This window comes from Shewanella sp. GD03713 (genome assembly GCF_029843705.1).
Classification (GTDB): domain Bacteria; phylum Pseudomonadota; class Gammaproteobacteria; order Enterobacterales; family Shewanellaceae; genus Shewanella.
The window spans coordinates 172,891-199,109 of record NZ_JAOCIW010000001.1; the positions used below are offsets into that span (position 1 = coordinate 172,891).

Annotated in this window: 25 protein-coding genes, 2 tRNA genes and 1 rRNA gene; 22 read left to right on the forward strand and 6 right to left on the reverse strand. The window is 48.8% G+C overall.

Annotated elements, in window-relative coordinates; all coding sequences use genetic code 11:
- Window positions 1-10 precede the first annotated feature (10 nt).
- The 11 genes from gspD (at window position 11) to N5E87_RS00845 (ending at window position 10,574) form a co-directional block, all read left to right on the forward strand.
- On the forward strand, window positions 11-2,119 hold the full coding sequence (gspD, locus tag N5E87_RS00795; protein ID WP_279774915.1) for a type II secretion system secretin GspD: 2,109 nt from the start codon (window positions 11-13) through the stop codon (window positions 2,117-2,119).
- Window positions 2,116-3,681 carry a type II secretion system ATPase GspE gene (gene gspE / locus N5E87_RS00800; protein WP_279774916.1) on the forward strand — a complete coding sequence of 522 codons (1,566 nt, stop codon included), beginning with the start codon at window positions 2,116-2,118 and terminating at the stop codon, window positions 3,679-3,681. The genes gspD and gspE overlap by 4 nt, the downstream gene beginning before the upstream one ends.
- A 3-nt stretch (window positions 3,682-3,684) precedes the next feature.
- Window positions 3,685-4,908 carry a type II secretion system inner membrane protein GspF gene (gene gspF / locus N5E87_RS00805; RefSeq protein ID WP_279774917.1) on the forward strand — a complete coding sequence of 408 codons (1,224 nt, stop codon included), beginning with the start codon at window positions 3,685-3,687 and terminating at the stop codon, window positions 4,906-4,908.
- Window positions 4,909-4,977: 69 nt separating this feature from the next.
- Window positions 4,978-5,412: a type II secretion system major pseudopilin GspG gene (gene gspG, locus N5E87_RS00810; protein WP_011715426.1), complete on the forward strand. Its 435-nt coding sequence runs from the start codon at window positions 4,978-4,980 to the stop codon at window positions 5,410-5,412.
- Window position 5,413: 1 nt separating this feature from the next.
- Complete coding sequence (gene gspH / locus N5E87_RS00815; protein ID WP_089066681.1) at window positions 5,414-5,986, forward strand: type II secretion system minor pseudopilin GspH; 573 nt, start codon at window positions 5,414-5,416, stop codon at window positions 5,984-5,986.
- Window positions 5,973-6,341 carry a type II secretion system minor pseudopilin GspI gene (gene gspI, locus N5E87_RS00820; protein ID WP_011715428.1) on the forward strand — a complete coding sequence of 123 codons (369 nt, stop codon included), beginning with the start codon at window positions 5,973-5,975 and terminating at the stop codon, window positions 6,339-6,341. The genes gspH and gspI overlap by 14 nt, the downstream gene beginning before the upstream one ends.
- Entirely contained in the window at window positions 6,322-7,089 is a 768-nt protein-coding gene (gene gspJ, locus N5E87_RS00825) for a type II secretion system minor pseudopilin GspJ (RefSeq protein ID WP_279774918.1), read from the forward strand. The genes gspI and gspJ overlap by 20 nt, the downstream gene beginning before the upstream one ends.
- On the forward strand, window positions 7,086-8,084 hold the full coding sequence (gene gspK / locus N5E87_RS00830) for a type II secretion system minor pseudopilin GspK (protein WP_279774919.1): 999 nt from the start codon (window positions 7,086-7,088) through the stop codon (window positions 8,082-8,084). The genes gspJ and gspK overlap by 4 nt, the downstream gene beginning before the upstream one ends.
- Window positions 8,085-8,132: 48 nt before the next feature.
- Window positions 8,133-9,320 (forward strand): type II secretion system protein GspL, encoded by a 1,188-nt coding sequence (gspL, locus tag N5E87_RS00835; protein WP_208661083.1) that lies wholly within the window; start codon window positions 8,133-8,135, stop codon window positions 9,318-9,320.
- Between the two features lies 1 nt (window position 9,321).
- Complete coding sequence (locus tag N5E87_RS00840; protein ID WP_011715431.1) at window positions 9,322-9,798, forward strand: type II secretion system protein M; 477 nt, start codon at window positions 9,322-9,324, stop codon at window positions 9,796-9,798.
- A 14-nt stretch (window positions 9,799-9,812) separates the two neighbouring features.
- Window positions 9,813-10,574, forward strand: coding sequence for a type II secretion system protein N (locus N5E87_RS00845; RefSeq protein WP_279774920.1), 762 nt, complete (start codon window positions 9,813-9,815; stop codon window positions 10,572-10,574).
- Window positions 10,575-10,636: 62 nt separating this feature from the next.
- Here the strand turns inward: N5E87_RS00845 and yrfG are convergent, their stop codons facing one another.
- The gene (yrfG, locus tag N5E87_RS00850) at window positions 10,637-11,299 is read right to left on the reverse strand and encodes a GMP/IMP nucleotidase (protein ID WP_011624784.1); all 663 of its coding nucleotides are present in this window, start codon (window positions 11,297-11,299) and stop codon (window positions 10,637-10,639) included.
- Between the two features lie 379 nt (window positions 11,300-11,678).
- Here yrfG and N5E87_RS00855 point away from each other — a divergent pair, with 379 nt between their 5' ends.
- From N5E87_RS00855 to N5E87_RS00880, 6 genes are all read left to right on the forward strand, one after another.
- Window positions 11,679-11,921 carry a porin family protein gene (locus tag N5E87_RS00855; RefSeq protein ID WP_256657238.1) on the forward strand — a complete coding sequence of 81 codons (243 nt, stop codon included), beginning with the start codon at window positions 11,679-11,681 and terminating at the stop codon, window positions 11,919-11,921.
- A 236-nt stretch (window positions 11,922-12,157) separates the two neighbouring features.
- Complete coding sequence (gene nudE / locus N5E87_RS00860) at window positions 12,158-12,709, forward strand: ADP compounds hydrolase NudE (RefSeq protein ID WP_011621002.1); 552 nt, start codon at window positions 12,158-12,160, stop codon at window positions 12,707-12,709.
- A gap of 70 nt (window positions 12,710-12,779) precedes the next feature.
- Window positions 12,780-13,592: a 3'(2'),5'-bisphosphate nucleotidase CysQ gene (cysQ, locus tag N5E87_RS00865; protein WP_086902851.1), complete on the forward strand. Its 813-nt coding sequence runs from the start codon at window positions 12,780-12,782 to the stop codon at window positions 13,590-13,592.
- A gap of 6 nt (window positions 13,593-13,598) precedes the next feature.
- Window positions 13,599-14,042, forward strand: coding sequence for an N-acetyltransferase (locus N5E87_RS00870; RefSeq protein ID WP_086902850.1), 444 nt, complete (start codon window positions 13,599-13,601; stop codon window positions 14,040-14,042).
- A gap of 228 nt (window positions 14,043-14,270) precedes the next feature.
- On the forward strand, window positions 14,271-14,882 hold the full coding sequence (locus tag N5E87_RS00875) for a TetR/AcrR family transcriptional regulator (protein WP_086902849.1): 612 nt from the start codon (window positions 14,271-14,273) through the stop codon (window positions 14,880-14,882).
- A complete protein-coding gene (locus N5E87_RS00880) occupies window positions 14,873-16,735 on the forward strand; it encodes an MFS transporter (protein WP_086902848.1) in 1,863 nt (620 codons plus the stop codon). Before N5E87_RS00875 ends, N5E87_RS00880 begins: the two co-directional genes overlap by 10 nt.
- 96 nt (window positions 16,736-16,831) lie before the next feature.
- On the opposite strand, the gene mnmH is transcribed toward N5E87_RS00880, so the two are convergent.
- The 3 genes from mnmH to N5E87_RS00895 form a co-directional block, all read right to left on the reverse strand.
- The gene (gene mnmH / locus N5E87_RS00885; RefSeq protein WP_086902847.1) at window positions 16,832-17,944 is read right to left on the reverse strand and encodes a tRNA 2-selenouridine(34) synthase MnmH; all 1,113 of its coding nucleotides are present in this window, start codon (window positions 17,942-17,944) and stop codon (window positions 16,832-16,834) included.
- Window positions 17,944-19,002, reverse strand: coding sequence for a selenide, water dikinase SelD (gene selD, locus N5E87_RS00890; RefSeq protein WP_086902846.1), 1,059 nt, complete (start codon window positions 19,000-19,002; stop codon window positions 17,944-17,946). The genes mnmH and selD overlap by 1 nt, the downstream gene beginning before the upstream one ends.
- A gap of 96 nt (window positions 19,003-19,098) precedes the next feature.
- Window positions 19,099-20,205, reverse strand: coding sequence for a fatty acid desaturase (locus N5E87_RS00895; RefSeq protein WP_279774921.1), 1,107 nt, complete (start codon window positions 20,203-20,205; stop codon window positions 19,099-19,101).
- 143 nt (window positions 20,206-20,348) lie between these two features.
- On the opposite strand from N5E87_RS00895, the gene fabR reads away from it, so the two are divergent.
- Entirely contained in the window at window positions 20,349-20,963 is a 615-nt protein-coding gene (gene fabR / locus N5E87_RS00900; RefSeq protein WP_011070594.1) for an HTH-type transcriptional repressor FabR, read from the forward strand.
- 69 nt (window positions 20,964-21,032) lie between these two features.
- Here the strand turns inward: fabR and trmA are convergent, their stop codons facing one another.
- The gene (gene trmA / locus N5E87_RS00905; RefSeq protein WP_086902844.1) at window positions 21,033-22,130 is read right to left on the reverse strand and encodes a tRNA (uridine(54)-C5)-methyltransferase TrmA; all 1,098 of its coding nucleotides are present in this window, start codon (window positions 22,128-22,130) and stop codon (window positions 21,033-21,035) included.
- Between the two features lie 141 nt (window positions 22,131-22,271).
- On the opposite strand from trmA, the gene murI reads away from it, so the two are divergent.
- On the forward strand, window positions 22,272-23,093 hold the full coding sequence (gene murI, locus N5E87_RS00910) for a glutamate racemase (RefSeq protein ID WP_279774922.1): 822 nt from the start codon (window positions 22,272-22,274) through the stop codon (window positions 23,091-23,093).
- An 11-nt stretch (window positions 23,094-23,104) separates the two neighbouring features.
- On the opposite strand, the gene N5E87_RS00915 is transcribed toward murI, so the two are convergent.
- Window positions 23,105-23,569 carry an RNA-binding protein gene (locus N5E87_RS00915; RefSeq protein ID WP_011715450.1) on the reverse strand — a complete coding sequence of 155 codons (465 nt, stop codon included), beginning with the start codon at window positions 23,567-23,569 and terminating at the stop codon, window positions 23,105-23,107.
- A 626-nt stretch (window positions 23,570-24,195) separates the two neighbouring features.
- Here N5E87_RS00915 and N5E87_RS00920 point away from each other — a divergent pair.
- From N5E87_RS00920 to N5E87_RS00930, 3 genes are all read left to right on the forward strand, one after another.
- Window positions 24,196-25,738: ribosomal RNA gene (locus N5E87_RS00920) — 16S ribosomal RNA — on the forward strand.
- A gap of 70 nt (window positions 25,739-25,808) precedes the next feature.
- A tRNA-Ile gene (locus tag N5E87_RS00925) sits at window positions 25,809-25,885 on the forward strand.
- Between the two features lie 45 nt (window positions 25,886-25,930).
- A tRNA-Ala gene (locus N5E87_RS00930) sits at window positions 25,931-26,006 on the forward strand.
- The last annotated feature ends 213 nt before the right edge of the window (window positions 26,007-26,219 follow it).

Below are 26,219 nucleotides of genomic sequence, written 5' to 3' on the forward strand. Positions count from 1 at the left end.
AAGTAAAATAATGAATAACAAACGGATTCGACGCAAACTGATTGCTGGAGTTGTGGCTGGCGCCACTATGCTGACCTCGCAATTTGTTTGGTCTGAACAATATGCGGCCAACTTTAAAGGCACTGATATCCAAGAATTTATCAACATCGTTGGTAAAAACCTGAATAAAACTATCATTGTTGACCCGACCATTCGCGGCAAGATCAACGTGCGCAGTTATGATCTGCTCAACGATGAGCAGTATTACCAATTCTTCCTCAACGTGCTGCAAGTGTACGGTTATGCCATCGTCGAGATGGAAAACAACGTCATCAAGGTCATTAAAGACAAAGATGCGAAAACCGCGGCGATTCGTGTTGCCAACGACAACGACCCAGGTTTAGGCGATGAAATGGTCACCCGCATCGTGGCGTTGTATAACACTGAAGCCAAGCAGTTAGCGCCGTTATTACGCCAGTTAAACGATAACGCCGGTGGCGGTAACGTAGTGAACTACGACCCATCGAACGTACTGATGTTGTCAGGCCGCGCAGCTGTGGTGAACAAATTAGTCGAAATCGTTCGCCGTGTAGATAAGCAGGGCGATACCTCGGTACAAGTGGTGCCACTCGAATACGCCTCAGCCGGTGAGATGGTGCGAATTATCGATACCCTTTACCGCGCGACAGCGAACCAAGCGCAGCTCCCTGGACAAGCGCCCAAGGTCGTTGCCGACGAGCGGATTAACGCCGTAGTGGTCAGTGGTGATGAAAAGAGCCGCCAACGCGTGGTTGAGCTTATCCACCGCCTCGATGCCGAGCAGGCCAGCACAGGTAATACCAAGGTACGCTACTTACGTTATGCCAAGGCTGAAGATTTGGTTGAAGTGCTGACCGGATTTGCGCAAAAGCTAGAGGGTGAAAAAGACCCTAGCGCCCAGGCTGGCGGTAAGCGTCGTAATGAAATCAATATTATGGCCCACACTGATACCAACGCCTTAGTGATCAGCGCCGAGCCAGATCAAATGCGCACTATTGAAAGCGTGATCAACCAACTCGATATTCGTCGCGCCCAAGTATTAGTCGAAGCCATTATCGTGGAAGTTGCCGAAGGCGATAACGTCGGTTTCGGTGTGCAATGGGCATCTAAAGCGGATGGTGGTACTCAGTTCAATAACTTAGGTCCAACCATTGGTGAAATTGGTGCCGGTATTTGGCAGGCACAGGATAAAGAGGGAACTTATATCACCAACCCAAGCACGGGTGAGGTAGTAGGTAAAAACCCTGATACCCAAGGCGACGTGACTTTATTAGCCCAAGCCTTAGGTAAAGTGAATGGTATGGCGTGGGGCGTGGCTATGGGTGACTTTGGTGCCTTGGTACAAGCTGTGTCGGCCGATACCAACTCAAACGTACTGGCAACGCCATCGATTACGACTTTGGATAACCAAGAAGCCTCGTTTATTGTCGGTGATGAAGTGCCGATTCTGACCGGTTCTACCGCCAGCTCAAACAACAGCAACCCATTCCAAACCGTTGAACGTAAAGAGGTTGGGGTGAAGTTAAAAGTGGTGCCTCAGATCAACGAAGGCAACGCGGTTAAGCTTGCGATTGAGCAAGAAGTTTCTGGTGTAAACGGTAACACGGGTGTGGATATCTCCTTCGCGACTCGCCGTTTAACCACCACTGTGATGGCCGACTCAGGGCAAATTGTGGTACTCGGTGGTTTGATTAACGAAGAAGTTCAAGAAAGTGTCCAGAAAGTACCATTCCTCGGTGATATTCCGGTACTCGGACACTTATTCAAGTCGTCTTCCAGTAAGAAGACCAAAAAGAACCTGATGATCTTCATCAAGCCCACCATTATCCGTGATGGTGTGACTATGGAAGGTATCGCAGGCCGTAAATACAACTATTTCAGAGCATTACAACTTGAGCAGCAAGAGCGCGGCGTGAACTTAATGCCGAATACTCAAGTGCCAATTCTGGATGAGTGGAATCAATCTGAATACCTGCCGCCGGAAGTAAACGATATTTTGGATCGTTACAAAGAAGGCAAAGGGTTAGAAACTCAGATGCGTAAAACGGACTCGACCCTCAAGTCGCTGGATGAAAACAAGAACAAAGACAAAACACAATGAGTGAAATACAAGTAACCCAAGTCGAGGATTTAAGCCTAGTTTCTAACGAACTAGGGCTTGAAGCCGAAGGTGATGAGGTATTTCGCTCCAGCAGCAAAGAGCGTTTACCCTTTGCCTTTGCCCACCGCCATGAGGTGATTTTAGCCTATGGCGATGATGGCGCCTTGAACCTGTTTTATACCGCCAAGACCCCATTAGCGGCCATACTCGAAGCTCGCCGTTACTCGGGCGCGGATTTGCCGCTGGTCTTGCTCGAGCCGGGCAAGTTTGAGGCGAAATTAACCCAGGCCTATCAAGCCAACTCCTCCGAAGCGCAGCAGCTGATGGAAGATATTGGCAACGAGATGGATTTATTCACCCTCGCCGAAGAGCTGCCGCAAACCGAAGATCTGCTGGAAGGCGATGACGATGCGCCTATTATCAAGCTGATTAACGCCTTGTTATCTGAAGCGATTAAAGAAGAAGCTTCGGATATCCATATCGAAACCTACGAGAAGCAGTTGGTCGTGCGTTTCCGTATCGACGGCGTGTTGAAGGAAGTGCTTAAACCGAATCGTAAGCTGTCATCTTTGTTGGTGTCGCGGATTAAGGTGATGGCGCGCCTCGATATCGCCGAGAAACGTGTACCGCAGGACGGTCGTATTTCGCTGCGGATTGCGGGTCGTGCGGTGGACGTGCGGGTATCGACCATGCCATCGAGCCATGGCGAGCGTGTGGTGCTGCGTCTGTTAGATAAAAATGCTGGCAATTTGGACTTAAAACAACTGGGGATGACCGACAGTATCCGTGCCCAGTTCGACGAGATTATCCGTCGTCCACACGGCATTATTCTGGTGACAGGCCCTACGGGTTCGGGTAAGAGTACCACGCTGTATGCGGGTCTTACCGAGATTAACTCTAAAGATACCAATATCTTAACCGTTGAAGACCCGATCGAATACGAGTTAGAAGGTATAGGTCAAACCCAAGTGAACACTAAGGCGGACATGACCTTCGCCCGTGGTCTACGGGCGATTCTGCGTCAAGACCCGGATGTGGTGATGATCGGGGAAATCCGTGACCTAGAAACCGCCCAAATTGCGGTGCAGGCATCTTTGACCGGTCACTTAGTGATTTCAACCCTGCATACCAACACGGCCTCGGGCGCGATTACCCGTTTGCAGGATATGGGCGTAGAGCCTTTCTTAGTCTCATCAAGTTTGCTCGGGGTATTGGCTCAGCGCTTGATCCGTACCCTCTGTCCAAAATGTAAGACAGAGCATGTGCCCGATGAGCGTGAACGTGAGCTGTTGGGTATTACTGCCGATGATCCACGCCATATTTATCGTGCTAACGGCTGTAAGGCCTGTGGTAACAGTGGCTACCGTGGTCGTACGGGCATTCACGAACTATTGTTGGTCGACGATAATGTGCGCGAGCTTATTCACGGTGGACGTGGCGAACTGGCGATTGAGAAATATATCCGCCAGTCGGTACCAAGCATTCGCCACGATGGCATGAGCAAGGTGCTCTCAGGTATCACCACTCTGGAAGAAGTCCTAAGGGTGACCCGCGAGGAGTAAGCTATGCCTGCATTTGAATATAAGGCGCTGGACGCCAAGGGGAAGCAGCTTAAGGGCGTGATCGAAGCGGATACCGCCAGACACGCACGTAGCCAATTGCGCGATCAACGCTTGATGCCGCTGGATATTCTGCCGGTCACTGAAAAAGAAGCCAAGGCGAAAGGTGCGGGATTTTCGCCCTTTAAGCGCGGGATTTCAGTGGCGGAATTAGCGCTGATCACCCGTCAAATCGCGACACTGGTGGCGGCGGGCTTACCGATCGAGGAATGTCTTAAGGCGGTAGGCCAGCAATGTGAGAAGGCGCGACTTGCCAGTATGATCATGGCGGTGCGCTCCCGGGTCGTTGAGGGTTATAGTCTGGCCGATTCCTTGGCTGAATTTCCGCATATTTTCGATGACTTATACCGCGCTATGGTGGCCTCGGGGGAAAAATCAGGCCACTTGGAAGTGGTGCTAAATCGCTTAGCCGATTACACCGAACGTCGCCAGCAGCTTAAATCTAAACTGCAACAGGCGATGATTTATCCCATCATGCTGACGATTGTCGCCATTGGGGTGGTATCAGTGTTATTGGCCGCCGTGGTGCCAAAAGTGGTTGGCCAATTTGAGCATATGGGCGCCGAGTTACCGGCGACGACCCGTTTCTTAATTGCTGCCTCGGATTTTGTCCAACACTATGGTCTGTTTGTTGTTTTAGCGATTGGTATTCTGTTGGTAGTGTTCCAGCGTCTACTCAAATCACCGATTTTCAAGATGAAATACCATACATTTTTGCTGAAAATGCCGGTGATTGGCCGAGTGAGTAAAGGGCTTAATACTGCGCGTTTTGCGCGTACCTTGAGTATTTTATCCGCCAGTTCGGTGCCTTTGTTGGACGGGATGCGCATTGCCAGCGAGGTATTGCAAAATATGCGGGTACGGGCGGCGGTGGATGATGCAACGGCGCGCGTACGGGAAGGAACTAGCCTCAGTACCGCGTTGACTAACACTAAGCTATTCCCGGCGATGATGTTATATATGATCGCCTCGGGGGAGAAGAGTGGTCAGCTCGAGGAAATGCTTGAGCGTGCTGCGGATAACCAAGATAGGGAATTTGAGAGTAATGTTACACTGGCGCTGGGTGTGTTCGAGCCCATGTTGGTGGTGAGCATGGCGGGGGTTGTACTCTTTATCGTGATGGCCATTCTGCAACCTATTTTGGCACTGAACAATTTGATTAGTGGCTAGTTTTTAATTTATGGATTATTGCCTCTTTGGACTCAGAGATGGCGCAGGTTTTTCTAGGAGATGTAGTCGATGCAAATGAACAAAAAGCACAAGGGTTTTACCTTACTCGAAGTGATGGTGGTAATCGTTATCCTCGGTATTTTGGCGTCTATGGTGGTGCCAAACCTGATGGGCAACAAAGATAAAGCCGACCAACAGAAAGCGGTATCTGACATAGTGGCGCTCGAAAACGCCTTAGATATGTACAAGTTAGATAACGGTGTTTATCCAACGACTGAACAAGGTTTAGAAGCCTTAGTGCAAAAACCAACAATTTCACCCGAGCCACGTAACTACCGTGAAGAAGGCTATGTTAAGCGTTTGCCACAGGATCCATGGCGCAATAACTACTTACTGTTAAGCCCAGGCGAAAACAGCAAGTTAGATATCTTTAGTGCAGGCCCAGATGGTCAACCAGGTACCGAAGACGATATCGGTAACTGGAACTTACAGAACTTCCAATAAGATGTTAACGCTGCGCCACGCCGGCTTCACCTTGATGGAGGTGATGCTGGTGATTTTGTTAATGGGACTCACCGCGGCAGCGGTGACTATGTCTATTGGCAATTCAGGCCCACAACAGGCGCTGGAAAAAAATGCGCAGCAATTTATCGCCGCCACAGAGCTAGTGCTGGATGAAACCGTATTGAGCGGTCAATTTATCGGTATCGTGGTGGAAAAGACCAGCTATCAGTTTGTTTATTATAAAGATGGTAAATGGAATCCATTGGAGAAGGACAGGATTCTGTCTGAAAAGCAAATGGAACCCGGCGTCGTGTTGAACCTAGTGCTCGACGGTTTACCCTTAGTGCAGGAGGATGAGAAGGACGAGTCGTGGTTCGACGAGCCCTTAATCGAGCCTTCTGCGGAAGATAAGAAAAAGCATCCAGAGCCGCAGATTTTGCTGTTTCCGAGTGGTGAAATGAGCGCCTTCGAGCTGAGCTTTATGACCAAGACCGACAAGGGACCACTCGATGTGTTAGTGGTGGGCGATGCCCTTGGCCGTTTAACCCTAGGGCGACCCGATGAAATACGCTAAGGGTATGACCCTACTCGAAGTCATTGTGGCCTTGGCGGTGTTTGCCATCGCCGCCGTCTCTATCACCAAAAGCTTAGGTGAGCAGATGGCGAACATGCCGATTCTGGAGTCACGCACCCTTGCCCAATGGGTGGCGGATAATCAAATGGTCGACGCCAGACTCGATCCGCAATTTCCCGAATTAGGCAAAAAAGAAGGGCAGGTAGAACTCGCGGGTAAGGATTGGTACTGGCGTAAAGAAGTGGTGAAAACCACGGATGATAACTTTCGCATGATCCGCATTAGTGTCAGTGAAGATGAACGTTATCAGCGTATTGCAGCACAAGTGAGCAGTTATGTCCTTAAAACAAACTAAGGCTCATAAGGGATTTACCCTGCTGGAAATGCTGATCGCGATTGCGATTTTTGCCATGTTAGGTTTAGCCGCCAATGCGGTGTTAAGCACTGTGCTGACCAACGATGAAGTGACCCGTAACTTCTCGGTGCGTTTAAAGGCATTGCAGCAGGGCTTTGGCGCGATTGAGCGCGACCTTGGGCAGATGGTGGCGCGGACACCCAGATTACTCGAAGGCGGCCGTGGTACCACAGTCTTCCAAACGGGTAACGATATTTTAGATTCGGAATCAGAGGCCTTGGTGTTCTACCGCTTAGGCTGGCTCAACCCCGACGGCATATTGCCCCGTGGCAGCATACAGTCAGTTGCCTACGTGGTGCGCGAAGGAAAATTAGAGCGTTGGTACTTTCCGTATCCCGAACCCGAATTTGGCGCCGAGCCAATGAAGACTGTGATTATCGATAAGGTGCTCTCGGTCGAGTATTCCTTCTTTATGGAGGACAAATGGGAGCGCAAGGTCGAAGCGACCAAGTTACCCAAAGCCATAGCGATGGAAATTGAGATTGAAGGCTTAGGCAAAATTCAACGTAAGTTTATGTTGCCCTTGGGTGCTGCTGCGCCAGAAAAGTCCAATGATGAGGACAACAAAAACGACAACGCCGATGACAATAAAGACGACAACGGCGACCAAGACAATAGCGGTGATGGCTCGGGTAACGGCGAAGAAGATCCCGGCAAAGGTGACCCAGGTAATGAGGATGGCGCATGATAAAGCGAAGTCCGACTAAACAACGTGGCGTCGCGCTGATTGTGGTGTTGCTGATCGTGGCCATGGTGGTGATTATCGCCACCAATATTACCAGCCGTAATCAGTTGTCGATGCGCCGCACCTTAAACTTAGCCCAGTACGATCAGGCCTATTGGTACGCGATTTCCGCTGAAGAGTTGGCGAAGAAAATCCTTAAGCAGGACTTAGACGATTCGGAAGGCCGGGTACACAAGCAACAATATTGGGCCATGAGCGACGTGGTATTCCCGGCGGAATATGGTGAGATTGCAGGCAAGATCACCGATATGCGTTCGTGTTTTAACTTAAATGCTTTGTCCGTCACCACAAAAGATGTGGAAAACGGTCAACCTAAATTGCCGTTAGCGGCAAAGCAATACAAAGCCTTATTAGTGAGTTTAGGGATGGATGATTTTACCGCGGATCATTTAACCCAAACCCTAAAGGATTATATCGACGAGGACACAGTCGCGAGCCCTTATGGCGCCGAAGACGCCGAATACGAGGCGCGAAATGTGCCATATCGCGCCGCGAATACCCTGATGAATCACAGGAGTGAGTTGCGGGCGGTGATAGGTTACACCCAAGATATTTATTTGAAATTATTGCCTTATATTTGTGTGATCCCAGGGAATGACAGACAACTGCTAAACGTGAACACCATAGATGTCGAGCAAGCGGCGCTGCTGGCGGCCATGCTGGATAATCAGATTTCGGTTGGTGAGGCCGAAAGCATTATCAACCAACGCCCCGGCGATGGTTTTGCCAAGATCGATGATTTTTATGAATCCTCCTCAATGGGGTCGATTAAGTGGGAAGATGCGATGAAGTCCAGTTTTGTGGTGGACAGTCAGTACTTCCTCCTCGCCTCGGGCGCTAAGGTCGATAACGCCATTTTTAGGATGGAGAGTGTGCTCAAAAAGGGCAGCGGTAACAAAATGGATGTGCTCACCCGTCAGTTTGGTGGACAAAAATAATAGCAAACAAGCTCAATCTTTTAAGATGGAAGCTGGTGGAGAAAAACTGTGAGTGAACGGCTATTTATTCGCTTAGGCAGAACCGCAGAGCAGGCATGCTCTTGGCTGGTTTGGTCCGAACAAGAACAAGAAATTATCGCCTCTGGTGAACTTGCCAACGCCCAAGGTTTATCAACCTTAACCGAGCGCGCGGGAAATCGGCCTATCGATGTATTGGTGCCAGCCTCCGCCATGACGCTCACCAGCGTGAATCTGCCCGAAAAAGGCCAACGCCAAGCCTTAAAAGCCCTGCCTTTTATGTTGGAAGAAACTATCGCCGACGATGTGGATGCGATGCACTTTACCGTTGGCCCGCGCAATGGCGATGCCCTCAGTGTGGTGGCCGTTGCCCATGAGCAAATGCAAACTTGGCTCAGCTGTTTGGCCGAAGCGGGTTTAAAAGTGAAGCGTATCGTGCCCGATTGCCTCGCCTTGCCATTGCAGGAATGCCAATGGGCGGCCATGCGTTTCGGTAACGAGTTATTACTGCGTACAGGATTAGGAACTGGCCACAGTCTGCCTTTACCTTGGCTGCCAGTTGCGATGAAGCAACTGACGGCGCAGGCCGACGAAGTGTCGGTCGCCAGTTACACAGAGATGGAACTGGACGGCGTTGAGCTTAAGCCGCAGCCGCTCGATTTACCTATGTTGGTGCTAGCGCGCGGTATTTTACATGCGCCCATCAACTTACTCACGGGTGTGTATACGCCGAAGCGCGAATACAGTAAGCATCTGTTGCAATGGAAAAATGCCGCAATCGTATTAGGCGTTGCCATTGCCTTGTCCTTAGTGAATAAGGGCTTAACCATTCATCAAGTGAATGGCCAGATTGCCGATCTGAAGGCGCAGAGTGAAGCCATTTATCAACAAGTGGTGCCGGGGAACTCACGCATTGTGAATTTACGTTCGCAGATGGAAAGCCAACTGCGCGCACTCCAGGGCCAAGGCAGTGGTGCTGAGTTTTTTGCGATGCTCGATGGTTTACAGGACGCCTTTAAACAAGTGCCCGAGCTGAAACCAAACACCTTAAGATTTGAGAGCGCCCGTAATGAAATCCGCATGCAAGTCACGGCCAAGAATTACGCGCAAATTGAGAAGTTTAAAGAGATAGTCGGCCGTCGTTTCCAAATGGATGGCGGTACGATGAATAGCGGTGAAGATCAGGTCACCAGTACCTTAACCTTGAGGAGCAAATAAGATGGATAATTTGCGGACTTGGTGGCAAGGGCTTGCATCGCGCGAGCAGCAAATCGTCGGCTTCGGCGCCGTTTTCTTAGTGATCGGCGTGTTTTACTGGGGCATCTGGACACCCATTGCCAATGCCGAAGCCAATGCACTTCGCAACTTAACGGCGCAGCAGCAGACCCTGACCTATGTAAAGCAAACGGCGAATAAAATCGCTGGCTTAAAACAAAGCGGCGCTAAACCGACAATGTCAGGCAGCTTAAGCTCGGTCGTTAACCAAACGGCGGGCACTTACGGATTAGTGATCACTCGTATGCAGCCCCAGGGCGATAAAATCCAAGTGTGGATGGATGATGTGCCATTCGATGCCTTACTCAATTATTTGAGTGACTTAGTGCAGAAAAAAGGCCTATCACTTGAGAGTGTTGATTTGGCAGAGGCCGACGCGCCTGGCTATGTCAAAGTAAGACGTATCCAACTAGCGCAATAGGTTAAGGTGTAGCTGTGAGTTTGATAAAAAAAATCATTATAGGTGTACTGGTTTATTTAGTGTTTTTGCTGGCGTTATTTCCCGCCAGTGTCGCTGTGCGCCTCACGCCACTGCCTGCAAATGTGGGAATTTCAGGAGTGAGTGGCAGTATTTGGTCTGGCAGCATCGAAACCTTAAATCTGCAGCAACGCCAATTGGAACAAGTTCGCTGGGAGTTGAGCCCTTGGGCGTTGTTTTTAGGTAAAGTGAAGCTAGATTTTCAAGTGGGTAGCCGTGCAACCCCTGTGAGTGCCAAAGGTGTCGTCACTTGGTCTATGGGCGGGATCAGCGCTCAAGGATTGCGTTTTGAAGCGCCTGATAGCTTCTTGATTGGCAATGCAAAACTGCCCTTTAGAACCGAAATTAACGGTGAAGTCAGCTTGCTTGTGGAAACTCTAGAACAAGGTAAACCTTGGTGCGAGCAGTTATCGGGTAAGCTGTTTTTAAATCAAACCAATGTGAAGAACCAATTCGGCAATTATCCACTGGGTAATATCGAACTGGGGCTAAGTTGTGTCGAGGGTAAAGCGCAGCTCGCCACCGATGAGAGCAAAAACCAGTTGGGGATTATCGGCACGCTACAGCTAGATGAAGGCAATATGGTTAAGGTTGCCGCTAAGATTAAAGAAACCAACGAACAGCCAGAAGATATGCGTAAATCCCTCGGTATGCTCGGCAAGCGTGGCAGCGATGGTTACTTCCCTGTGGTTTATCAAGGTCGTATTCCTGGGCTTTAATCTTAGATAAGCTTGAGAATGATTCGATAAAGGCACCTTAGGGTGCCTTTTGTTTTAAAGGATTAACCCGCTAGATCGGCAAACAGCAGGCGATAGTCGCTAATGGCCGGAAAATCATGGAAGGCCTTAGCAGGCTTTTGGCTATCGGGATTGCTGATCCCGAGCTGATGGCCCACGCCTGCTAAGCGCGCCGCATTCAAAATCGGCTCGCTATCATCGATAAACAGGCAGCGCTCTGGCACTAGGGCGAATTTTTCAAATAGCGTTTGCCAAAATTGTGGGTGTTCCTTGGGATAACCCGTTTCATGACTCGAAATCATCGCATCTAAGCCGCTTGCCAGTTCAGTGTGTTCCAGCTTAAGCGCAAGACTCTTAGGATGGGCATTGGTGACTAAGATACGTTTTTTACCCGCAGCGGCAAGGGCATCGAGAAATGGCATGCTGTCTTGGCGCAGCTGAATACGGTCAACTAAGTTGCGGTGAAGCCCCATAATGTCGAGCTGTAACTCGGATTGCCAATAATCGAGGCAATACCAGTCTAACGTGCCCGCGACTCTGCCGTAGGCTTCTTCCACCAGTTGTTGTGCCTGGCTCTGGCTTAATCCCCGCTGCTTGCTCAGCTCCTGTGGCACCAGACTCAACCAAAAATGGTTATCAAAGTGCAGGTCGAGCAGGGTGCCATCCATATCGAGCAGTACAGTATCAATCTTCTTCCAATCAAACATGGGATGTCCTGTGTGGTTGCTATTTGTCCAACAAACAGTGGTGAATTTATTCCAAACGAAAATATGTTTTCAGATATTCACATTTGCCTTGTATTAACTCTGTTTGGGGTAATGGTCCTAGATTGCGTAGGTGAGAACTACATTTGTCACCTAAATTACTTTTTCCCCAGATTACAATTAAGTGTCTAAGTAAACCTGTTCGATATATCTATAAATAATGATTTCAAAATTCGAGAGATTTGAATGGCGGCTCAATGACATTTCTTCCTGATTTACCTCGTTCAGGGCCAACATTACTTGTGGGAGTTTTGAGTCAAAATCCATATTTCTTTACTTCACACCTGTAATGAGTTGTCCTGATGCTAATGGAGGCGAAGGCTTGCAGCATCAAGGTTGGCGCTTTGAAGTACCCGTTGGCTTGTTCCATTGGCAAGCCGATATCAGCAGTACCATGGGCAATACAACGATCAAGACCGATTTAGATGGTACTGATTGGTATGCGGGAGTGCGTTTTAGTTACCAATTCAGTGATGCTTGGTCCGTGGGGTTAGGTTATCAATACATAGATATCGAGCCGAATGATCTATTGAGTTATCAGCTCAATTTGCGCTATCAGTTTTAAATGATGTCGACATCAAAAGGGGCTTAGCCCCTTTTTGTTGGTGATTTTTCGCGGTAAAAAGCGAAAAGTTTTAACCGTTTCTCCTTTGTCATTGCTGAGTATGTGATTTAAATCCCATGGCTTGGATGGTGGTCTTTGGAATAGCCGCACTAAATTCAGGTTGTAGATTAAAGACAGGATAGTAAGATTGTCACTTATCCTAGTTAGTTTGTTGCTATTTTTATCCAGGGGCAGTTATGTCGCAGCGGCACCATAAGCCGGAAATCTTACATACCGAAGTTGTCGCTAAGAGCCGCTTGTTTCAAATTGAACAGGTTCATCTTAAATTCTCCAATGGTGTTGAGCGCCAGTATGAGCGGATGAAGGGTGGTAGCCGAGGCGCTGTGATGGTGGTACCCATTCATCAAGGCAACATGCTGTTAGCTCGAGAATATGCCGCTGGAACAGATAATTACGAGCTAGGTTTTCCTAAGGGATTAATTGACCCTGGTGAGCAAGCTATCGAGGCGGCCAATCGAGAATTGCAGGAAGAAATCGGTTTTGGGGCGCGTAAGCTGACACTGTTGAAAGAACTTAGTCTTGCGCCGGGTTATTTCTCTAGCAAGATGCAAATTTTCATCGCAGAAGATTTATATGAAAGCCGCCTCGAAGGCGATGAGCCTGAACCCATAGATGTGGTGCCTTGGGCGTTGGCCGAGTGGGAAGCGTTACTCGATAATAGCGATTTTTCCGAATCTCGTAGTGTGAGCGCATTGTTTTTAGCGCAGAAACACCTACAACTTAAATAATCTTTTTCGTTAAAGCGTTCAGCAACTGAGTGCTTGTAAATCATTCGCGAAGTTTGCGATTGGAGTGGTTATGAAGCCAGAAGAGTTAATCGACGAGGTGATTGCGATAGCAACGGATGCGGGTCGCACTATTCGTGAGATTTACCTCAAGGGTAATTTTGAACGAGAAACCAAGTCTGATAATACCCCTGTCACCTCGGCGGACCTAGCGGCGAATCAGCTGATCTGTGAACGCTTAGCCGCATTGACACCCGATATTCCTATCCTGTCTGAAGAGGCTGCCGATATTCCCCTAAACGTGCGCGAAGGCTGGAAACGTTATTGGTTAGTCGACCCTCTCGATGGTACGGGGGAGTTTATTGCGGGCAGTGGTGATTTTTCGGTGATCATCGCGCTGGTGGAACACAATCGTCCTGTGATGGGCGTGGTCTATGTGCCTATGACGCAGGTGTGTTATTACGCCATTGCCGGCTTAGGTGCCTATAAACGCACCGATAAGCAGGAAGTGCGCATCAGTAGTCGGCAAATTCAGCACCGTGAGCAAGTTTCCCTTAGGTTAGCTGTGAGTCGTCGTCAGGATCCCCAATCCGTGTTGACCCTGTTTAATCAGCCTAAGCATTGTGAGCTGGTGGTCATGGGCGGTGCTGCCTTAAAGAGTTGTCTGGTTGCCGAAGGACGCGCCGATTGTTATGTGCGAGTCGGGCCGACGGGTGAGTGGGATACCGGCGCCGCGCAGATCATTATTGAGGAAGCAGGTGGCCAGCTCATGGATACCGAACTGCAACCTTTAACCTATAACGAGCGTGAGACGCTTGAAAATCCTAACTTTATTGTTGTTGGTGCGCCCAATTTAGAGTGGGATAAAATTTTAATTGGTGAATAGTTTTACATGCAGTCTATCCGTCCAGTATTAAAGTCAGAGTTAGCCGATGTTTTTCAACTCGAACAGGCTATCTTTGGCGACCATTGTTATCCCGATTTTTTCTTCCGCCAGGGATTTGATTGTTGGCCTGAGCAGTTTCTGGTTGCCGTAGATGATGGCGGGGAGATTTTAGGCTATTTGCTCTGTGCTCAAAGTAGCGACCCCGCCTGTATGTGGATCCTCTCCGTGGCGGTGGGTGAGCAAGCCCGCGGGCAAGGCATTGGTAAAAAATTAATCCAACAATGTTTAACCCAACTACCATCTCAGGTTAAGCGGGTGGATTTAACCGTCGATCCCCATAATCCTGCCCATGGTTTGTATCAGCGTTTAGGGTTTGTCGATACCGCCTTCGAAGCGGACTATTTTGGTGCTGGGGCCGACAGGGTGGTGATGAGCTATCACTGCCGCTAGGTAAAGTTCAATGTCGAAACGGCGCTCTTGATTGAGGGCGCCGTTTTTTATGCGTTAAAAGTTAAATTTTTTTCAAGGTTTCCATCGAGCGATTACCTCAAAGTTAGCCCTTCTTCCCTCATTTTTATGGCTTTTATTTCATGCTGTACGCAAAATAAACTTATTTTGAACGTTGTTTTTTATTTTTTGGGCTGTTAATCTCACTGCATTCAACAGGGAGTGAGACCTATGGCGAGACGCAAAGAACATAGTCATGATGAGATTCGTGCTATGGCAATAGAAGCGGCAATGGCGCTGCTGCAACAGCAAGGGACACAGGAGCTGAGTTTGCGCAAGATTGCTAGCCAGATTGGCTATGTGCCGAGTACCTTAATCAATATCTTTGGTAGCTATAACTACCTTCTATTAGCCGTTTCTGAGTCAACGTTGCAAGCGCTGATGCATGAGCTCTCCGAGGTCAATGCAGAGAATAGTCGCAATCAAATCATTAGCATGGCGCAAAAATACGCTGAGTTTGCCCATGCACAGCGCCAATGTTTTAAGTTGGTATTTGAACTGCAGTTACTCGACTGTGAACCTTTGCCCGAATCCCAAGGCCAGCTTATCGCGGGTTTATTCAGTTTAATTGAGCGTGAGTTAGCCCTGTTATTCCCCCATAAAACTGCTGAGCAGCAACTTCAAATGAGCCGAGTACTCTGGGGCGGCATCCACGGCCTCACCGCCTTATCACTGGATAATAAATTGTTTGCCGATACGGCATCTTTACCCGCTTTGTTAGAAAGTCATGTGACTGGGTATTTACAGGGAATGGGTTATCAGAGGGAAGCATCATGCTGCTAACAAAACGTTTTTTACCGTATTTTGCTACTCAATGCCTTGGGGCACTTAACGACAATATCTATAAAAATGTGTTGTTGCTGCTGGTCACCTTCAGCCAAGTCAATGATTTACCTATTAGTGTCGACATGTTTGTCAATTTGGCTGCTGGGGTATTTATCCTGCCGTTTTTCCTGTTTTCGGCCCATGCAGGTGTGGTGGCCGATAATATGGATAAGGCCAAACTTATCCGTCGCTTAAAACTGCTCGAAGTCATCATTATGTTCAGCGCCGCCGCGGCCATCGTGAGCGAAAATTACATGATGATGTTATTACTGCTGTTTTTAACCGGTAGTCAGTCAGCCTATTTTGGCCCGGTCAAGTATTCCCTCCTACCTCAAGCCTTAAAAGAGGATGAGTTAGTCACGGGCAATGCCTGGGTTGAGATGGGGACGTTTTTGTCTATCTTGATTGGTACCTTGAGTGCTGGGATTTTGGTGTCTGAAAACAATGCCACCCTATGGTCGGCCATCACGGTCGCGAGCCTTGCCTTGGCGGGATATTTATCTAGCCGCGCGATCCCAGCTTTACCGCCGCAGGGCACAGTAGAGAAAATCCAATTTCGCCCATTATCAGGCACTTGGCGCACCATAAAGAAGGCGCGTCAAACACCTTCGATTTGGATGGCCATCCTCGCCATTAGCTGGTTCTGGTTTTTGGGTGCCACATATCTGACCCAATTCCCTAACTTTGCCAAGCTGCACCTGCACTCTGGCGCGACTGTGGTGTCGCTTCTACTGGGGATGTTTTCTATCGGGATTGCGGTGGGCTCCTTTGTCTGTGAGCGTTTTTCCTTTGGCCATGTGGAGTTAGGTTTGCTGCCCTTTGGGGTGCTCGGGTTAACTGTGTTTGGTGTGGACTTGCTTTGGGCGATTCCGCCAGCACCTGAGGATGCGCAGTTTGTTTATGGCTTACACTCCTTTATTGCCGAGCCGAAGCATTATCGAGTGATGTTGGACTTCTTTATGATTGGTGTCAGCGGTGGTCTGTTTATTGTGCCTCTGTATGCCTTTATTCAAGCGCGCTCCGCTAAGGGAGAATGTGCGCAAGCGATTGCCGCGAATAACATTATGAACTCGCTCTTTATGGTGGCGTCGGCGTTGTTGTCTATGCTGTTACTCGGGGGGGCTGGCTGGAGCATTCCACAGTTGTTCCTGCTGCTGGCGGTGATGAACTTTGTGGTTGCGCTTTATGTGTATTCGCAAGTGCCTGAGTTTACTCAACGATTTATCAGTTACTTACTCAGCCATGTGATGTATCGGGTGACTGTGACTGGGCGAGAAAAAATCCCTAAAGAAGGCGCTGGCATCATAATCTGTAACCATGTGAGCTATGTGGATGCGTTGATCATTATGGGGGCGTCGACCCGGCCGATTCGTTTCGTGATGGATAAATCTATCAGTGAAATCCCTGTGCTGAAATACCTGTTCCGCCATGCTGGGGTGATCCCGATTTGTTCGCCGCGCCAGAGTGAGGCCACTTACAATCAAGCCTTTGAATCGATTCATGAGGCGTTAGCGAATGGCGAGTTGGTGTGTATCTTCCCCGAAGGTCGTTTAACCCCCGATGGTGAACTCGGCGAGTTTCGTCCCGGTATCGATAAAATCCTCGCTCGCGATCCTGTGCCGGTGGTCCCTATGGCGCTCAATGGACTGTGGGGCTCTTACTTTAGTCATAAAGATGGCCATGCATTGACCACAATGCCAAAACGCTTTTGGTCCAAGGTATCGGTGAGCTTAACGGATGTGGTGGATGGGCAAAGTGCGACTCGGCACTCGCTCAGGGATAGTGTCGCGAATCTACTCAATAAGTCCTAAGTTTACGAGATGGATAAAGAAAACCGTGGCAGTTAGCACACGGTTTTCTTGTTTTTAGCCTTTTGAGTGGTGGTTATCCAAGGGACCGTTATTTCGCTAATAGCTATTCCGCTGATAGTTATCCAGCCACTCATGCGTGGCTTGGTGACTTCCCCTAAACAGAATATTGCCGGCTTTCTTTTGCAACTGGTATTCGTACATGGGGTCGTAATACTTGTGCAGTAGCAGGCTTATCCAAGCCAAATGTTGTGAGGTTTGATTTTGATTAAGTTGCTGAGACAGTGCTTGTTGCATGATGTCTTGCAGCTCTTGATATTGCTTTCCGCCAAGACGTTTGCGAATGCTGCCAAGACTCTGTAATAGGTAGTGGCTAAAGGCTTCGAAACCTGCCTCTAAGCCGAGACGCTCGATAAATCCTCGGTGCATTTTATGAACATATTCATCGAGTAAGCGAGTGAGCCTGATGTCATCATCTTCTTCGAGTACTACAATATCGGCCGTCTGCATGGCGCTATAAAAGCTTTGCGGCAGCGCCGAGCGGCCAATCAAAAAGCTTTCATCCTCGAGCAACAAACAGGCGTGATTACCTAATTGATGGTGTAACAGGGCAATGGCGAGCCGATTTTCAAAGTTAATTTGTGTTGGTTGTGGATCGATGTTTTTTCCAAAGCTCGAGCCTCTGTGATTGGCAATGCCTTCGAGATCGATTGCTTCTTTACGGTGTCTTAAAAAATCGGTTTTACCGCTTCCCGTCATGCCACTCAGGCTTAGCAAAGGTTGCTGACTTGGCGCCGTCTCAATGACACCAATTAAATATTGGCGCATGCCTTTGTAGCCGCCCTGTACATAAGGCACGGTAACGCCTGCCTCTTGCAGCCATTGCTGGGTTAACTGTGAGCGTAGCCCGCCGCGAAAGCAGTAAAGATAAGCTTGGGGGTTTGCTGATAAAAAGTTTAACCAAGCATCAATACGCTGCTGTTTTACCACGCCATGCACGAGGGAATGGCCCAAGGCTATCGCGGCTTGCTGTCCTTGCGCTTTGTAGCAAGTGCCGACCTTTTCCCTTTCCTTATCAACCATTAACGGCAGATTTACCGAGGAAGGAAAAGCGCCGCGGTTAAACTCGATTGGCGCCCTTAAGTCGATTAATGGCTGCCCAGCGATAAAGATATCGTGATATTGCTGGGCGGGGATGAGCTTAGTTGTCATTAACACAGCACCACATTGGCGGTGGAGGTGGGCGTTTCTAGCGAGCCAATACAGATAGGCTCAATTTGATGGGCATTAAGTAGCGCCACCAGTTCCGCTTCGGCCTCACTCGACACTGCCACTAGCAAGCCACCACTGGTTTGTGGGTCACACAAAATGGCTTTTTGATGATCGGTAAGTGTGGGTAAGTGTTCGCCATAACTGTCGTAGTTACGATGGGTGCCACCGGGAATACAGCCTTGCGCTAGATAGTCGAGGGCGCGCGGTAAGAGTGGCACGGCATCGAGGTCAAGTTTGGCAGTGAGTTTAGCGCCTTGGCATACTTCCAGTAGATGGCCTGCAAGCCCAAAACCTGTGACATCTGTGAGGGCGTTCACGCCTTTAATCTTAGCGATTTTGGCGCCTATGCTATTGAGCTGGCACATGGCATTTACTGCAATTTGGCTATCTTCATCTTTGAGCTTCTTCTGCTTTTGTGCCGTGGTGAGAATGCCAATACCGATAGGTTTAGTGAGATACAAGCGATCGTCCGCTTTTGCGGTATCGTTTTGTTTTAAATCTGTGAGGGCGATTTGCCCGGTGACCGCAAGGCCAAAGATTGGCTCAGGCGCATCGATACTGTGACCACCGGCTAACATTATCCCAGCTTCCATACAGGCTTGACGGCCGCCATCAACCACTTGCTGTGCAATCTCGGCGGGGAGTTTGTTCACTGGCCAGCCTAGAATCGCAATCGCCATCATGGGCGTGCCACCCATGGCATAGATATCACTAATGGCATTAGTGGCGGCGATACGGCCAAAGGTAAAGGGATCATCTACGATAGGCATAAAAAAGTCGGTGGTGCTGATAATGCCGATTTCATCGTTGAGCTTGTAAACGGCTGCATCATCACGGCTTTGATTGCCGACCAACAGGTTAGGATCGGTAAATACAGGCAGCTGCGAGGCAAGAATCGTGGTCAGTACTTTAGGGGAAATTTTACAGCCGCAGCCGGCACCATGACTATATTCTGTGAGTTTAATGCTATCGGCGGAAGATACAGCGGAATTCGACATGAGCCCTACATCCTGTAAAAAGTGATTGAGGCATCATCATAATAGGATACGGCCACCATGCAAGGCGGCCGTATGATTTTTACCGAGAATTGTGGTCTAGCTATAACTTGCCGTGAGGCTCTTCCAGCTTTTTTGCTGAGTCAGGAATCGTGTCTTTAATTCTTCGACTTGCAGTAGCAACTGTTGATCGACCAGTTGCTTACGCTTGGCTTCTAGCAGCGCCTTTTTTGCCTGATAGTATTCGAGTAAATGTTCCTTCATTAACTCGTATTCCTGTTGGATTTTCTCAATCACTTCATCGGCATTGGGCAGATGGATCACTTTATTTTTGGCATTCAGCAGTTGCATCTGCAAGCGTGCGCTCTCAATCCGCTCCTGTGGACTGGTGCGTAGGTCTTTGGCTAAGCCAACCCAAGATAACGCCTTAATCAACCACTTAGTCGGATCGTAATGCCACCATTTAATGCCGTTACGGTAATCATTTTCGAAGATATGGTGGAAATTATGGTAACCCTCACCGTAGGTCAACATCGCTAGAAAACCGTTGTCACGGGCGGTGTTTTTATCGGTATAAGGTTGGCTACCCCACACGTGGGCGAGGGAGTTAATGAAGAAGGTGCAGTGATGCACAACGACTAAGCGCAGCAATCCTGCCATCAGCAACATGCCAGCGATATTACCAGTGAACCAGCCGAGTAGCGCGGGCAAACCAATGTTCATCAGAATTACGAGGGCGAGATAGTGCTTGTGTTGCCACATAACAATACGGTCGTTCTGCAAATCACGCACGTTTTGGTAGTCATGGTAACGTTGGGCTTGATATTCGCGCAGCATCCAACCGATATGGCTGTACCAGAAACCCATGTTAGCCGAGTAGGGGTCTTTATCATTGTCATCGACATGCTTATGGTGCACACGATGATCGGATGCCCAATGTAATGCACTGTTTTGTAATGCTAATGCTCCGCCAAGCGCGTAGAGGAAACGTACCGCAGGGTGAGCTTTATAGGCCTTGTGCGACCAGAGTCTATGGTAACCCGCTGTGATCGACAGACCACTGGCAAAGGCTAACACCACAAAAGCAATCCATTCGCTGGCGCCATAACCGTGGGCTATGCCATACCAAGGAACGAGGATAACTGCACTGAGGAAGGTGAGGCTAAAGAGGATGACATTTAGCCAGATGATAGGGGGTTTATTCATTATAGTTTCCAATATCCGCATTTGAGCGTACAACTGTAAGCTAATTTAGCCTAGCAATCTTGTTTGGTCAAGGTGGATGGGGCTGTGTTTCAGACGCAAAAGCGGTATTATCGCGTCATTACATTCAGTTAGCGGATTGAAGAATGGGTATTCGTGCACAGCAAAAAGAGAAAACTCGGCGGGCATTGGTCGATGCGGCGTTTAACCAGCTCAGTGCTGAGCGAAGTTTCTCTAGCTTAAGTTTGCGTGAGGTGGCGAGGGAAGCCAACATTGCGCCCACATCCTTTTATCGTCATTTTAAGGATATGAATGAGCTTGGGTTGACCATGGTCGACGAAGGCGGGCTGACTCTAAGGCAGATGATGCGAAAGGGGCGGCAACGTGCCGAAGCCGGGGGCAGTGTGATCCGCATTTCTGTCGATACCTTTATGGAAGTACTTGATTCTAATCCAAACGTTTTCAGAATCTTACTACATGAGCGTTCAGGTACTTCGGCGGCCTTCCGCGCCGCGGTAGCCCGCGAGATTGAACATTTTATCTCTGAACTGGCCCATTACACCGAAGCGACAGCGGGCCGCACGCCTATGCTCGCCAGAGCACAGGCTGAAGCGCTAGTGACCTTAGTGTTTAACGCCGGAGCGTCGGCACTGGATATGAAGCGCGCCGATCGTAAAGTGCTTGCCGATCAACTGGTGATGCAATTACGTATGGTGGCAAAGGGCGCCGAAGCCTTACAACACAAGGTTGAGCATCGTTAAGTAAGATTGTGATTTAGTCCAAAAATAAAGGAGCCAATGGCTCCTTTATTTTTAGGTACATAGAGTCGCCTAACGACGCTCAAGCAGTACACCTGTTTCCATATGGTCGGTGTAAGGGAACTGATCGAACAGGGCAAAACGGGTGACTTTATGGGTCTGATTTAATTGCTGCAAATTGTCTTTCAAGGTGTCGGGATTACAAGAGATATACAGGATCCGCTCATAACCTTGCACTAGCTCCAACGTGGCGGGGTCGATACCTGCTCGTGGCGGGTCGACAAAAATGGTGTTGCAGACATAGCTATCCAGATCTATGCCTTCTAAGCGTCTAAAGCTGCGCTTTTTCGCCATCGCATCGCTAAATTCTTCCGCCGACATACGGATAATCTGCAGATTATCGATATTGTTGACTTCGATATTGTACTGGGCAGCATCCACCGAAGGTTTAGCTAACTCGGTCGCGAGCACGCGATTAAAGTTTTGTGCCAGCGCGATGGAGAAGTTGCCATTACCACAGTAAAGCTCCAGTAAATCGCCTTGGCTGCGTTGAGTCACGTCAATAGCCCATTCCAGCATCTTGATTGCCACCTTGGCATTTGGCTGGGTAAAGCTGTTTTCGATTTGTTTGTAATGGAAAACTTTGTCATTCACTTGCAGTGACTCAACCACAAAGTCTTTATCTAAATCGATTTTCTGTTTGCGCGCACGGCCAATGATATTGACCTTAAATTGGCTGCTCAATCTGGCTTTAAGTGCAGCGGCTTCGCTGCGCCATTGATCATCAAGCTGTCTGTGATACAGCAGTGACACGAGAATCTCACCACTGAGCGTTGATAAAAAATCAACCTGAAAGAGTTTATGGCGTAGGCTGTGGTTCGGTTTTAACTCGGCGATCAGCGCCGCCATCATCTGATTGATTAAGGCACTCGCGGGTAAGTATTGATCGCAACGAACTTTGTCGTTCAATACTTTATCGAACATGTAATAGTATAAATCGTCGCCCTCGTGCCATACGCGAAACTCGGCGCGCATCCGATAGTGGGCAGGTTCTGAGGCAAACACTTCAACACTCGGTGTCTCAAATTGGGCAAAGGCCTGCTCTAGCTTGATACGCTTTGCCGTTAGTTGCGCATCATAGGTCGTGGGATCCATTGCTGCTAAGTTCATTGTCGATTCACCGTGGCTGTAAATTGGGGCGCAAATTTTATACTAGGTGACACGAATGTCCAGCATCTTGGTTTTGCGGTTTGAGCAAAGCTGTGGGAAAATCCGCCCGCGCATGGGGCAACGAATTAACTGGAGACCGGCTTGTCGCAACCAATATTAGTATTCGATTCTGGCATCGGCGGTCTATCCGTATTGGCCGAAATTCGCAAACTGCTCCCACATCACGATTACTGCTATTTATTCGATAATGCCAGATTGCCCTATGGCGAATTAGAAGAGCAGGAACTTATCTCGGGTTGTGTTGCGCTCATCGACCAAGTCGTCGAGCGTACCCACGCCGCCATTGTTGTCGTAGCTTGCAATACCGCGAGTACTGTTGTGCTGCCCGCGCTGCGTGCCACTCTATCTATTCCTGTGGTGGGTGTTGTCCCCGCCATTAAACCCGCGGCGCAGTTATCTAAAAGTAAGCGTATCGGTTTGCTGGCCACTCCTGGTACGGTCAAGCGCCACTATACCTACGAACTCATCAGCCAATTTGCCGATGATTGCCACGTTGAGCTGTTCGGATCTTCCGAATTAGTGCTAATGGCCGAACAGAAGATTGCCACGGGCCAATTAGATATGGCGCGGTTAACACAGGTGCTATCACCAATAGTCGAAGCGGACTTAGATGTTTTGGTGCTTGGATGTACTCACTTCCCCATGCTGCGTGATGAACTGCAACAGGTATTAGGCCAAGGTGTCACCTTGCTCGATTCTGGAGAGGCCATCGCCAAGCGAGTCAAAACCTTGTTGGCTGAGACTAAGAGTGATGAGCAAGTTCAGGAAGAAGACGCGCACAGTAATTTACTTATGCAGGCGTTTTATACTAAAGCAGAAATCAGTGAGGGATTAGCGACTACGTTAGTCGATTGTGGCTTTTCAACCCTAGAGCGAATCACCACAATCAACTCAAACGGATAAATTAACGCGGATTATTCATCGGTACCTGTACGGTCGGCAGCTTCCGAATCTTGAGTCTTCGCTTCTCTAACCTTCAAGGTTCTTTCTTGGAAGTTAAAATCGTTCAACTTGACCATCGCCTTTTGAGCTCCCGCTTCGGACATTTCCACAAAGCCGAACCCTTTACGACGTCCCGTTTTACGATCACGTACTAAACGTACTGAGTTGACGGGGCCGAACTCACCAAACAGAACCTTTACTTCACCCTCATGGACACGATAAGGCAAGTTGCCTACATAGAGTGTCATGGTCGGGCCAACATATTGCTCATCAGCACCTTGAGCTTGGTTTGTCTCAGGGACAAATTTAAAAACGAGAGTAGTAATGATAACGCCAGCAACAAAAGCGATGTACGCAGGTAATGTAGTTGCAAATTGAGATAGCGCGATTGCGCCGAGAATGGCAATAACCAAAACAATAAGAAATGACTTTTGCATATAAATGCTCTCTGAATGAAATAGAAAATGATAAATAACTGTTAACAGCAAGTCATATGGTAATGAATTATTTACTTTTACACTAGACCGCTGCCGAAAAATTGAGCGTGATTTATCATTTCTCAGATAAAAATTCGCTTTTAAATCGAATAACAAAGCAGAAATAGATAAAAAATAGACATGATGTTTAAAATATCGGCGTACGATTTCAAGAAGCGAAAAAAGCCCTTGCGTAAAAAGTTCTGCTGCCTATAATGCGCATCCACTGACACGGCAGACAGCGATACGCAGTTTCAAGTGCCAGTTCATCGAGTGATTCACTCCTTGATGAGCGAAAAGAAAGTTGCAAAAACTACTTGACGCAAAAACGGGAATGCGTAGAATACGCAGCCCTGACCCGCTGAAATCACTTGTGATAAGGCGATGGTCAACGCTCTTTAACAATTTATCAAGCAAATCTGTGTGGACACTCACAGGTGTTGAGTTAATCGAAATTACTCTGCCATTTGGCGAGTAATGAAAATTTACATCAATGAATGAGTGTTCATAGCAATATGTACAACGACTTATTAAGTTAAGTCGATTCAGAATTCATTGAGCCGTTTCTTCGGAAACAAAAAAACTTTTAATTGAAGAGTTTGATCATGGCTCAGATTGAACGCTGGCGGCAGGCCTAACACATGCAAGTCGAGCGGCAGCACAAGGGAGTTTACTCCTGAGGTGGCGAGCGGCGGACGGGTGAGTAATGCCTAGGGATCTGCCCAGTCGAGGGGGATAACAGTTGGAAACGACTGCTAATACCGCATACGCCCTACGGGGGAAAGAGGGGGACTTTCGGGCCTCTCGCGATTGGATGAACCTAGGTGGGATTAGCTAGTTGGTGAGGTAATGGCTCACCAAGGCGACGATCCCTAGCTGTTCTGAGAGGATGATCAGCCACACTGGGACTGAGACACGGCCCAGACTCCTACGGGAGGCAGCAGTGGGGAATATTGCACAATGGGGGAAACCCTGATGCAGCCATGCCGCGTGTGTGAAGAAGGCCTTCGGGTTGTAAAGCACTTTCAGTAGGGAGGAAAGGTTGTAAGTTAATACCTTGCAGCTGTGACGTTACCTACAGAAGAAGGACCGGCTAACTCCGTGCCAGCAGCCGCGGTAATACGGAGGGTCCAAGCGTTAATCGGAATTACTGGGCGTAAAGCGTGCGCAGGCGGTTTGTTAAGCGAGATGTGAAAGCCCCGGGCTCAACCTGGGAATTGCATTTCGAACTGGCAAACTAGAGTCTTGTAGAGGGGGGTAGAATTCCAGGTGTAGCGGTGAAATGCGTAGAGATCTGGAGGAATACCGGTGGCGAAGGCGGCCCCCTGGACAAAGACTGACGCTCAGGCACGAAAGCGTGGGGAGCAAACAGGATTAGATACCCTGGTAGTCCACGCCGTAAACGATGTCTACTCGGAGTTTGGTGTCTTGAACACTGGGCTCTCAAGCTAACGCATTAAGTAGACCGCCTGGGGAGTACGGCCGCAAGGTTAAAACTCAAATGAATTGACGGGGGCCCGCACAAGCGGTGGAGCATGTGGTTTAATTCGATGCAACGCGAAGAACCTTACCTACTCTTGACATCCAGAGAATTCGCTAGAGATAGCTTAGTGCCTTCGGGAACTCTGAGACAGGTGCTGCATGGCTGTCGTCAGCTCGTGTTGTGAAATGTTGGGTTAAGTCCCGCAACGAGCGCAACCCCTATCCTTATTTGCCAGCACGTAATGGTGGGAACTCTAGGGAGACTGCCGGTGATAAACCGGAGGAAGGTGGGGACGACGTCAAGTCATCATGGCCCTTACGAGTAGGGCTACACACGTGCTACAATGGCGAGTACAGAGGGTTGCAAAGCCGCGAGGTGGAGCTAATCTCACAAAGCTCGTCGTAGTCCGGATTGGAGTCTGCAACTCGACTCCATGAAGTCGGAATCGCTAGTAATCGTGGATCAGAATGCCACGGTGAATACGTTCCCGGGCCTTGTACACACCGCCCGTCACACCATGGGAGTGGGCTGCAAAAGAAGTGGGTAGCTTAACCTTCGGGAGGGCGCTCACCACTTTGTGGTTCATGACTGGGGTGAAGTCGTAACAAGGTAGCCCTAGGGGAACCTGGGGCTGGATCACCTCCTTACCTATACGACTAACTCGATGTTTGTTGAGTGTTCACACAGATTTGCTTGATAGAAGATAGAGTAAAAGATGGGTCTGTAGCTCAGCTGGTTAGAGCGCACCCCTGATAAGGGTGAGGTCGGTGGTTCAAGTCCACTCTGACCCACCAATCCTTTGAGGGTTGGGACATCTGATACTCGCACTGCATGTAAATGGGGCTATAGCTCAGCTGGGAGAGCGCCTGCCTTGCACGCAGGAGGTCTGCGGTTCGATCCCGCATAGCTCCACCACTTACTGCAATCTGGTTAGAGATGCCAAAGATAAACTGAAAAATTATCTTTGGCTTTTTTAAGCCCGCTCTTTAACAATTTGGAAAGCTGATAGTAATTAATACAATGATGTCTGTCGTTGTGTTAATACGAAAAAAATTGAGTTCTTAAAACACTTTTTAAGTGTCTTGAATATTCAAGTCTAAGGCGAGTCCATCTTCTTGGTCGAAGATG